We start from the raw sequence: 10,727 nt of genomic DNA, 5'->3' as shown, positions 1-10,727 counted from the left end.
CCGCCGCCCAAGCCGGTGGAGAAACCCAAGCCCATCGAAAAGCCCAAACCGGTCGAAAAACCCAAGCCGGTGAAAAAGCCCGAGCCGCCGAAAACGCCGGCGCCACCCGCTCCCGCGCCACCGGCCGCGCCCGCAGCGCCCAGCCAGCCGGCCGCCGCTCCGGCGCCTGCCGCGGCCCCCGGGCCGGTCAAGGAATCGGCGGCGGTTTCCGGCCTGGCCAGCCTCGGCAACCCGCCGCCGGAATACCCGTCCCTGGCCCTGCGCCGCAACTGGGAAGGCACGGTGGTGCTGCGCATCAAGGTGCTGCCCAACGGCCGCGCCGGCAGCGTGGAAGTCACCCGTTCCAGCGGCAAGCCGCAACTGGACGAGGCCGCCGTGGCCGCGGTGAAGAACTGGAAATTCATCCCGGCCAAGCGCGGCGACACGCCGATCGAAGGCTTCGCCACCCAGACCATCGATTTCAAATTGCCGCAATGACCGCGGCCTGACCCGAACTCACAACCTGTTTACGCATGCGAGGTGTAGCCATGAACGATTCCCTGACATCCCTGATTGTCCCCGGCGTGCTCTGGGCCCTGGTGCTGTTTTCCGTGGTCAGCTGGGCACTGCTGCTGGTCAAGTCGGCGCAGTACCTGCGGCAGAAGACCCAGAACCGGCAGTTCAGCAAAGCCTTCTGGAGCGCCCCGGACCTGCTCACCGCCGCCGAACACGCCAGCCAGTACCCCGGCTCCCTGGCGCGCATCGCCAGCAGCGGTTTCGAAGCCCTGCTGGTGGAGGAGTCGCCGCGCACCACCCAGCAACTGGCCCACACCATCAACCGTGCCGACCGCCTGGAGCGCAATCTGCGCCAGCAGATCCAGAAGGAACGCCGGGCCCTGGAAAGCGGCCAGGCGGTGCTCGCCAGTATCGGCAGCACTGCGCCCTTCATCGGCCTGTTCGGTACGGTCTGGGGGATCATGGAGGCCCTGCAGAGCATCGGCGCCAGCGGTTCGGCCAGCCTGGAAACCGTGGCCGGACCGATCGGCCATGCGTTGATCGCCACCGGCGTGGGCATCGCCGTCGCCGTGCCGGCGGTGCTGATCTACAACTTCTTCCTGCGCCGCCTGAAGCTGGCCTCGGCCAGCATGGACGACTTCGCCCATGACTTCGACGCCCTGGCCCAGCGCAGCGCCTTCGCCATCAGCCGCCAAGCCATCGCCAGCAAGACCGCCCACGCCGTACGGGAGGCCAGCTGATGTCCTTCTCCACTCAAGACAGCGACGAAGTGCTCAGTGAAATGAACGTCACGCCCCTGGTGGACGTGATGCTGGTGCTGTTGGTGGTGTTCATCGTCACCGCCCCGCTGATGACCAACGCGATCAAGGTCAACCTGCCGAAGACCGACGCCGTGGCCCCCGCCGAGAAGAAAGACCCGGTGGTGGTCAGCGTCGACCAGGACGGCAAGTTCTACCTGGCCAAGTCCGAAGTGGCCCCCGAGCTGCTGGAAAGCAGCCTCAAGGAAGTCAAGGCCAAGGACAGCGAGGTGCGCGTGCAGCTGCAGGCCGACGCCGCCGTCAACTACGGCCAGGTGGCCAAGGCCATGGCCTCCATCGAACGTTCGGGGATCACCAGGATATCCGTGATGACCACCCGATGAAGGCAGTGCCTGGCGCCCCCTGAGGGACGCGCCAGGCACTGCTTCCAGGAATCCCGTCGCAATCGGCCGACCGCAAGACGCCACGCGCCTGCGGAGGGGATCGGCTTGCTTGAAGAAAGTGGTTTTCCGGGGTCGGTACAACCCAGCCGGAGCAATGAGGGCCCACAAGGCCATTTCGATTAACGTCTGAAAGAGTCGGAAGTAATCATGCTGATGAACATTCCACGTTTCACGCTCAAGCCACTGGTGACCACGCTGCAACGGCACCGTTTTGTCCCGCTGTACCTGATGGCCATGGGCCTGGGCGCCGGCACCGCGCACGCCGCCGAAGAGGACGCTGACAGCAGCGCCGCCGTCCCGGCCACCAGTGCCGCGGCCGTGGCGCCCACCACCCAGCTGCAACGGGTCGAAGTGACAGGTTCGGCGATCCGCCGGGTCGATGCCGAAACCGCGGTACCGATCACCATCCTGCGCGCCGAAGAGCTGCGCAAACAGGGGGTGAGCACCACCGCCGAACTGGTGCAGCGCATCACCGGCAGCCAGTCGATCAACAACAGCGCCGGCTCAGTGGGAGCCGCCACCGGCGGCGCCTCCTTCGCCGACATGCGCGGCATCGGCGCCAACAAGACCCTGGTGCTGCTCAACGGCCGACGCCTGGCCAACAACGCGTTGTCGGGCACCAACTCGGCCGGCGGCGCGGTGGACCTGAACATGATCCCCTTCGCCGCCATCGACCGCGTCGAAGTGCTGCGCGACGGCGCCTCGGCCCTCTACGGCACCGACGCCATCGGCGGTGTGATCAACTTCATCACCAAGAAATCCCTGACCGACGGCCAACTGACCCTGGGCGGCGAAACCCCGACCCACAGCGGCGGCGGTGCGAGCAAGGATATGAGCGCCAGCTGGGGCTTCGGCGACCTGGAAGAAGACCGCTTCAACGTGCTCGGGGTGTTCAACTACAACAAGCAGCAGAACCTCGACGCCAACGACCGCTCCTTCGCCACCGACTACCGCCCCGGCCGCGGCCTCGACCAGACCTCGGGCACGGCCTTTCCGGGCAATTACACCCAGGGCGACAACGCCACCAACCCGCTGGCCGGCAGCAACTGCAACGGGCCGAACCTGATTGCCCGCCAGGGCCTGTGCCGCTTCAGTACCCGCGAGTACATCGACCTGGTGCCGGAGACCGAAAAGACCTCGTTCTTCGGCAAGAGCACCGCCAAGCTGGCGGACGATCACAACGTCAACCTGGAGTACTTCTGGTCGCGCAACAACAACGCCACGGCGGTCGGCCCGGCGCCCCTCACCGGCCTGAGCCTGGACGCTTCCTCGCCCTACTACCCGGGCAACGGCATCACCCCGGCGCCGACCGGCTTCAGCCTCGACCCGAGCCAGCCGATCGGCGTGAACTGGCGTGAAACCGCCGCCGGTGCCCGGGAATCCAAGGACCAGAACACCAGCCAGCGCTTCGTCCTGAGCTTCGACGGCCTGGTGGCCGGCTGGGACTACAACCTCGGTGCCTCCTACAACCAGAACAAGGTGGTCTCCAGCGTCACCAACGGCTACGTCAGCGACCGCGCGATGATCGCCGGCCTGGCCAGCGGCCTGCTCAACCCGTTCGGCCCGCAGACCCAGGCTGGCCAGGACTACATCGAGCAGGCGGCCTACCACGGCGCCTACTCCACGGCAGTCGGTCGAGTGGTCGGTTTCGATGGGCGCGTCAGCCGCGAGATCGGCGACTGGTTCGGTGCCGGGCCCTCCGGCCTGGCCCTGGGCGGCGAGTACCGCAAGGAGAAATTCCACCAGGACTACGAAGAGTTCGCCGGCGACATCCAGAGCCTGGGCATCGACCCGTCCGGTAGCGTCGAGGGCAATCGCAGTGTCAGGGCGGCCTACGCCGAACTGAACGTACCGGTGCTCGACAGCCTGGAGCTGTCCGTCGCCATCCGCCACGACAAATACAGCGACTTCGGCAGCACCACCAACCCGAAATACTCGTTCCGCTACCAGCCGCTCAAGGAGCTGGTAGTGCGCGGCGCCTACAGCGAAGGCTTCCGCGCGCCGTCGCTGTACGAGCTGTATGCGCCGCGCAGCATCACCTACACCCAGGGCTACTACAACGACCCGGTGCTCTGTACCGGCGGTGTGGTACAGCCCGGCGGCAACGGCGGGCGCGACTGCGGCCAGCAGTTCCTCAACCAGATCGGCGGCAACACCGACCTGGCGCCGGAAAAGGCCCGCAACGTGACCCTGGGCTTCGTCTACCAGCCAATCCGCGACCTGTCGGTGGGCCTGGACTTCTGGTGGATTCACATCTCCAACCAGATCCAGCCGTTCCCCGAATCCACGGTGTTCGACCAGTCCGGCGCCTATGCCGACCGCTTCGTGCGCAACGCCGACGGTTCGCTGAACTACATCGTCACCGGCAACGCCAACCTGGGCATAGTCGAAACCAACGGTGTCGACGTATCCCTGGACTACCGTTTCCCCAATACCCCCTACGGCCAGTTCGGCCTCGGGCTGCAAGGCACCTACGTCAAGAGCTACGACTTCCAGAGCACCATCAAGGGGCCGTTCACCGACAAGGTCGGCGACTTCGAGGGCGATGGCGTGATCGCCCGCTGGAAACACAACCTCACCGGTACCTGGACCCTGGGCGCGGCGCGGGCCTCGCTGAGCAACCGCTTCACCACCGGCTACAACGACTACGACCGCACCACCAATGCCCGCGTGGCCTCGTACTCGGTGTGGGACCTGGCGGCCGGCTACACCTTCGACAAGGTGCTGGACGTCGACGCCGGGGTGAAGAACGTCTTCGACCGCGACCCACCGTTCTCCAACCAGGCCTACAACTTCCAGAGCGGCTACGACCCCCGTTACACCGACCCGCTGGGCCGCACCCTGTTCGCGCGCATGACGTACCACTTCTGAGTCACCGCCGGGGCCGCGCAAGACTCCGGCCGGCCCCGGCCGCATTGCGAATTCGCACCCCATGGCGGCCCGCCGCCGTGGGTCTTTTCGCCCTGCCGCCCCAGGCTTTCCGGCATCACGAGGAACCTTTCGATCATGTCTGCACTGACTCGCACCCTGGCCAGGCTGGCGCTGGCCACCGCGCTGCTTGGCGCCGCCGCCGAGGCCCTGGCCGCCGCCCACGGCAGCTATGCCATGACGGTCTATGGCGAACCGCCGAAGTACCCGCCGGGCTTCCAGCACTTCGACTACGTCAACCCCGATGCGCCCAAGGGCGGCTCCCTGAGCCGCGCCTCGATGGAGATCGGCCAGTTCAACTACATCACCCCCTATGCCGATCAGGGCATCGCGGTGGCCCAGGTCAACGACTGGGTGTATTCGCCCCTGGCCTTTCGTTCCCTGGACGAGCCCTACACCGTCTACGGGCTGGTGGCCGAACGCATGGAGCGCGACCCCGACGGCCTGTGGGTGCGCTTCTACCTCGACCCCAGGGCGCACTTCGCCGATGGCACGCCGATCACCGCACAAGACGTGCGCTACACCTTCGAGCTGCTGCTGAGCAAGGGCAGCCTGAGCTATCGCCAGCAGTACGGCGATGTACGGGACGTGGTGATCGAAGGCCCCGGGCAGGTACGCTTCGACTTCAAGAACAACCTCAACCGCACCCTGGCCCTGGACCTGGCGACCCTGCGCGTGCTGCCCGAACACTGGTGGAAAACCCGCGACTTCGCCAACGGCGGCGGTTTCGAGCCGCCCCTGGGCAGCGGGCCATACAAGGTCGGCAAGGTCGACGCCGGGCGCAGCATCAGCTTCGAACGCGATCCGAACTGGTGGGCCAGGGACCTGCCGGTCAGCCGCGGCATGTATAACTTCGACAGCCTGACGGTGAATTTCTACGGCGACACCGACGTCGCCCGCCAGCTGCTGCAGGCCGGCGCCTTCGACTACAACCGCGAGTTTTCCTCGTCCGGTTATGTGGTCGGCTACGACAGCCCGGCCCTGCGCGACGGCCGCCTGCAACAGGCGATCCTCGCGCCGGACAAGCCCACCGCCGCCCAGGGCTTTGTGTTCAACCTGCAAAGGCCGGTGTTCCACGACCGCCGGGTGCGCCAGGCGCTGACCCTGCTGTGGGATTTCGAGTGGACCAACAAGCAGATGATGCGCGGCTTCTACGTGCGCCAGCAGAGCTACTGGCCGAAAAGCGAAATGGCCGCCAGCGCCCTGCCGGATGCCCGCGAGCGGGAGATCCTCGAACCCTTGCGCGGGCAGATCCCCGACGAAGTCTTCAGCCAGGTCTACCGGGCCCCGCAGACCGACGGCAGCGGTCGCATCCGCGATAAGCAGCTGCAGGCCCTGCGCCTGCTGGCCGAGGCCGGCTGGACACCCCGCAATAACCGCCTGGTGAACGCCGCCGGCGAGCCGCTGGAGTTCACCTTTCTCGATGGCCAGGGCGGCTTCGACCGCATGCTGCTGCCGTACAAACGCACCCTGGCGCAGATCGGCATCACCCTCAACCTGCGGCGCATCGATTCGGCGCAGTACATCAACCTGCTCAACGCCCGGGACTACGACATGATCGTCACCAGCTTCCCCCGCAGCGGCGACCCCATCGTCTCCCCGGGTCGCGAGCTGTACAGCCTGTACGGCTCGCAAAGCGCGACCCAGGTCGGCAGCTCCAACGCCATGGTGCTGGCCAACCCGGCGGTGGACCGCCTGATCGACGGCCTGGTCCAGGCCAATAGCCGCGACGAGATGGTGCATTACGCCCGGGCCCTGGACCGGGTGCTGCAATGGGGCCAGTACCTGATTCCCAATTACTACTCCAAGGGCACGCCCACGGTGTTCCAGAACCGTTTCGGCCGGCCGGCCATCGCGCCGATCTACGACGAGGGCCTGAACACCTGGTGGGAGGTCAGCCCCAAGGCCCTGACCGCCAGCCAGATGAGCGCCCTGCGCGGCACCGTGGGGGCGCACTGACATGGGCCGTTACCTGAGTCGTCGCCTGCTGCTGATCATCCCCACCCTGCTGTGCATCCTGGTAGTCAACTTCCTGATCGTCCAGGCCGCGCCCGGCGGCCCGGTGGAACAGGCCATCGCCCGCCTGCAAGGCTTCGGCGGGCATGCCATGGGCGGTGGCGCCGAGGTCGCCGCGGTGGGCGGCGGCGGACGCAGCAGCCGGGGCCTGGACCCGGCGCTGATCGAGGAGATCAAACACCACTACGGCTTCGACAAGCCGATGCACCAGCGCCTGTGGCTGATGCTGAAGAACTACGCGCAACTGGACTTCGGCAACAGCTTCTTTCGCGGGGCCAAGGTCACCGACCTGATCCTGCAGAAGCTGCCGACCTCGCTGTCCCTCGGCCTGTGGGCGACCCTGATCACCTACCTGGTGTCGATCCCCCTGGGGGTGCGCAAGGCGATCCGCAACGGCAGCGCCTTCGATGCCTGGACCAGCAGCGCCATCGTCCTCGGCTACGCCATGCCGGCGTTCCTGTTCGCCATCCTGCTGATCGTGGTGTTCGCCGGCGGCAGCTACCTGGACTGGTTCCCGGTGCAGGGCCTGGTCTCGGACAACTTCGCCAGCCTCGGGCCTCTGGCCAAGGTCGGCGACTACCTGTGGCACCTGGTGCTGCCGGTGTCGGCCCTGGTGATCGGCGGCTTCGCCACCCTGACCCTGCTGACCAAGAACAGCTTCCTCAACGAGATCAGCCGCCAGTACGTGGTCACCGCCCGGGCCAAGGGCCTGAGCGAACGCCGGGTGCTCTACGGCCATGTGTTCCGCAACGCCATGCTGCTGGTGATCGCCGGCATTCCCACGGCGCTGATCGAGGTGTTCTTCGCCGGCTCACTGCTGATCGAGACCCTCTTCAACCTCGATGGCCTCGGGCGCATGAGCTACGAGGCGGCGGTGTCGCGAGACTACCCCGTGGTGTTCGGCGCGCTGTTCCTGTTCACCCTGTTCGGCCTGCTGATCAAGCTGATCGGCGACCTGTGCTACAGCCTGGTCGATCCGCGCATCGACTTCTCGGCGAGGACTGCCTGATGTTCACACTCTCTCCCCTGGGCCGTCGCCGCATCGAACACTTCAAGGCCAACCGCCGGGGTCGCTGGTCGCTGTGGCTGTTTATCGGCCTGTGCCTGGTCTGCCTGGGCGGCGAACTGATCGCCAACGACAAGCCCCTGGTCATCCGCTATCACGGCGCCTGGTATTTCCCGATCCTCAGCGACTACGACGAAACCGAGTTCGGCGGCGAACTGCCGTTCCAGCCGGACTATGCCAGCAGCTACGTGCACGAACTGATCGAGGGCCAGGGCGGCTGGATGCTGTTCCCGCCGATCCCCTTCAGCTACGACACGGTCAACTACGACCTGGCGCAACCGGCGCCCAGCCCGCCCTCGGCGCAGAACTGGCTGGGCACCGACGACCAGGCCCGGGACGTGCTGGCGCGGGTGATCTTCGGCACCCGGGTGTCGATCCTGTTTGCCCTGGTGCTGACCGCCATCAGCGCGCTGATCGGCATCACCGCCGGCGCCCTGCAGGGTTATTACGGCGGCTGGGTCGACTTGTTGGGGCAGCGCCTGCTGGAAATCTGGTCGGGGCTGCCGGTGCTGTACCTGCTGATCATTCTCTCGGGGTTCGTCTCGCCGAGCTTCTGGTGGCTGCTGGGGATCATGGCGCTGTTCTCCTGGCTGGCCCTGGTGGACGTGGTGCGCGCCGAGTTCCTGCGCGGGCGCAGCCTGGAGTACGTCAAGGCCGCGCGGGCCCTGGGCCTGAGCGACGGCGAACTGATGCGCCGGCACATCCTGCCCAACGCCATGACCTCCACCCTGACCTACCTGCCGTTCATTCTCACCGGCGCCATCGCCACCCTCACCGCCCTGGATTTTCTCGGCTTCGGCATGCCCGCCGGCACCGCCTCCCTGGGCGAGCTGATCGGCCAGGCCAAGCGCAACCTGCAAGCCCCCTGGCTGGGCCTGACGGCGTTTTTCGCCCTGGCGCTGATTCTCTCGTTGCTGGTGTTTATCGGCGAAGCCTGCCGCGACGCCTTCGATCCCCGGAGCTGACATGCACGACAACCTGATTGAAATCCGCAATCTCAAGGTGGCCTTCGCCGGCACCGAAGTGGTCCATGGCCTGGACCTGGATATCCGCCGCGGCGAATGCCTGGCCCTGGTGGGCGAGTCCGGCTCGGGCAAGTCGGTGACCGCCCACTCGATCCTGCGCCTGCTGCCGGCGCAGAAGGTGCAGACCCAGGGCAGCATCCGCTACGCCGGCCTGGACCTGGTGCAGGCCAGCGACGCCCAGTTGCGCACCTTGCGCGGCAACCGCATCGCGATGATCTTCCAGGAACCCATGACCTCGCTGAACCCGCTGCACACGGTGGAGAAACAGATCGGCGAAGTGCTGGACGTGCACAAGGGCCTGCGCGGTCGCGCGGCCCGGGCGCGGACCCTGGAACTGCTGGAGCTGGTGGGCATCGGCGAGCCGCACAAACGCCTCAAGGCCTACCCGCACCAGCTGTCCGGCGGCCAGCGCCAGCGGGTGATGATCGCCATGGCCCTGGCCAACGAGCCGGAACTGTTGATCGCCGACGAGCCGACCACCGCGCTGGATGTGACGGTGCAACGCAAGATCCTCGAACTGCTGATCGCGTTGCAGCAACGCCTGGGCATGTCGCTGCTGCTGATCAGCCACGACCTCAACCTGGTGCGGCGCATCGCCCAGCGGGTGTGCGTGATGCGCCAGGGCGAGATCGTCGAGCAGGCCGAGTGCGAGACACTGTTTCGCGCCCCGCAACATCCCTACAGCCGCTTGCTGATCGAGGCCGAGCCCAGCGGCGCCCCGGTGCCCAGCGCCTACTCGCACAATCTTCTGGAAGTGAGTGAACTCAAGGTCTGGTTTCCCTTGCCCAAGGGCCTGTTCAGCCGCCAGCGCGACTACATCAAGGCGGTGGACGGCGTCAGCCTGAGCCTGCACCGGGGCAAGACCCTGGGCATCGTCGGCGAGTCTGGTTCGGGCAAGTCCACCCTCGGCCAGGCGATCCTGCGGCTGGTGGAGTCCGAGGGTGGCATCCGCTTCGGCAACAAGGAGCTGAGCATTCTCAACCAGCGCTTGATGCGCCCCTTGCGTCGGCAGTTGCAGGTGGTGTTCCAGGACCCCTTCGGCAGCCTCAGCCCGCGCATGTCGGTGCAGCAGATCATCGCCGAGGGCCTGCTGACCCACGGCATCGGCACCGCCGAGGAACGCGAGGCGGCGGTGATCCGCGTGCTCGAGGAAGTCGGCCTCGACCCGCAGAGCCGCCACCGCTACCCCCACGAGTTTTCCGGCGGCCAGCGCCAGCGCATCGCCATTGCCCGCGCCCTGGTGCTGGAGCCGGCGCTGATCCTGCTGGACGAACCCACCTCGGCCCTCGACCGCACCGTACAGAAGCAGGTAGTCCAGCTGCTGCGCGAGTTGCAGGTACGCCACGGCCTGACCTACCTGTTTATCAGCCACGACCTGGCGGTGGTCCACGCCCTGGCCCACGACCTGATCGTGATCAAGGACGGCAAGGTGGTAGAACAGGGGCCGTCGCGGGCGATCTTCAGCGCGCCGCAACACCCCTATACCCGGGAACTGTTGCAGGCTTCAGGGCTGCAATGGAGCCCGCCGCAGGCCTGCGAAAAGCTGGCCTGAGGCTCTGTTCCGGGGGTTGGCGCAGCTATCATTGGCGTCGATGGTCACCATCGACCCAATGAAATTCTCAAAAAAAATCCGCCGCGTAACATCTGCTCCATACCAACCAACAACACCCCGGAGCACACCACCATGAAACGCCAAATTCTTCTCAGCATCGCTTTCTCGGTTCTTGCAGCAAACGCTTTTGCCGCGTCCTCGGCCTACCCGGTAGTCGCCGAAGGCGGCTCGGATCGCCTGATTGAAAAACGTGTCGCCGAAGGTGGCGCTGATCGCTTGATCGAACGTCGTGTAGCTGAAGGTGGTTCCGATCGTCTGATCGAACGCCGTGTAGCCGAAGGTGGCTCCGATCGCCTGATCGAACGTCGCGTTGCCGAAGGTGGTTCCGATCGCTTGATCGAACGTCGCGTTGCCGAAGGTGGTTCCGATCGCTTGATCGAACGC

The 10,727-nt window shown here is 66.3% G+C and carries 9 protein-coding genes; all 9 read left to right on the top strand.

The annotated features are described in order from the left end of the window. The coding region (locus tag J4D28_RS30170; RefSeq protein ID WP_207246521.1) for an energy transducer TonB at window positions 1–477 on the top strand (477 nt) is incomplete at its 5' end. Between the two features lie 50 nt (window positions 478–527). Next, window positions 528–1,235 (top strand): MotA/TolQ/ExbB proton channel family protein, encoded by a 708-nt coding sequence (locus tag J4D28_RS30165; RefSeq protein WP_009048248.1) that lies wholly within the window; start codon window positions 528–530, stop codon window positions 1,233–1,235. Beyond that, complete coding sequence (locus J4D28_RS30160; RefSeq protein WP_009043172.1) at window positions 1,235–1,636, top strand: biopolymer transporter ExbD; 402 nt, start codon at window positions 1,235–1,237, stop codon at window positions 1,634–1,636. The genes J4D28_RS30165 and J4D28_RS30160 overlap by 1 nt, the downstream gene beginning before the upstream one ends. Before the next feature lie 207 nt (window positions 1,637–1,843). Beyond that, a complete protein-coding gene (locus tag J4D28_RS30155; RefSeq protein ID WP_103331652.1) occupies window positions 1,844–4,567 on the top strand; it encodes a TonB-dependent receptor in 2,724 nt (907 codons plus the stop codon). A gap of 135 nt (window positions 4,568–4,702) precedes the next feature. Then, on the top strand, window positions 4,703–6,583 hold the full coding sequence (locus tag J4D28_RS30150; RefSeq protein WP_103331653.1) for an extracellular solute-binding protein: 1,881 nt from the start codon (window positions 4,703–4,705) through the stop codon (window positions 6,581–6,583). 1 nt (window position 6,584) lies between these two features. Then, the gene (locus J4D28_RS30145; RefSeq protein WP_009043169.1) at window positions 6,585–7,649 is read left to right on the top strand and encodes a microcin C ABC transporter permease YejB; all 1,065 of its coding nucleotides are present in this window, start codon (window positions 6,585–6,587) and stop codon (window positions 7,647–7,649) included. Then, window positions 7,649–8,671, top strand: a complete 1,023-nt coding sequence (locus J4D28_RS30140) for an ABC transporter permease (protein WP_028682947.1) — start codon at window positions 7,649–7,651, stop codon at window positions 8,669–8,671. Before J4D28_RS30145 ends, J4D28_RS30140 begins: the two co-directional genes overlap by 1 nt. Window position 8,672: 1 nt before the next feature. Next, window positions 8,673–10,283, top strand: coding sequence for an ABC transporter ATP-binding protein (locus J4D28_RS30135; protein ID WP_103331654.1), 1,611 nt, complete (start codon window positions 8,673–8,675; stop codon window positions 10,281–10,283). Window positions 10,284–10,415: 132 nt separating this feature from the next. Further along, window positions 10,416–10,727 (top strand): phage infection protein (locus tag J4D28_RS30130; RefSeq protein ID WP_207246519.1); only part of this gene is annotated, 312 nt, incomplete at its 3' end.

This window comes from Pseudomonas sp. GW531-T4 (assembly GCF_017349615.1).
Taxonomy (GTDB): domain Bacteria; phylum Pseudomonadota; class Gammaproteobacteria; order Pseudomonadales; family Pseudomonadaceae; genus Aquipseudomonas; species Aquipseudomonas chlororaphis_I.
This window is presented reverse-complemented; position numbering and strand designations above follow the sequence as displayed.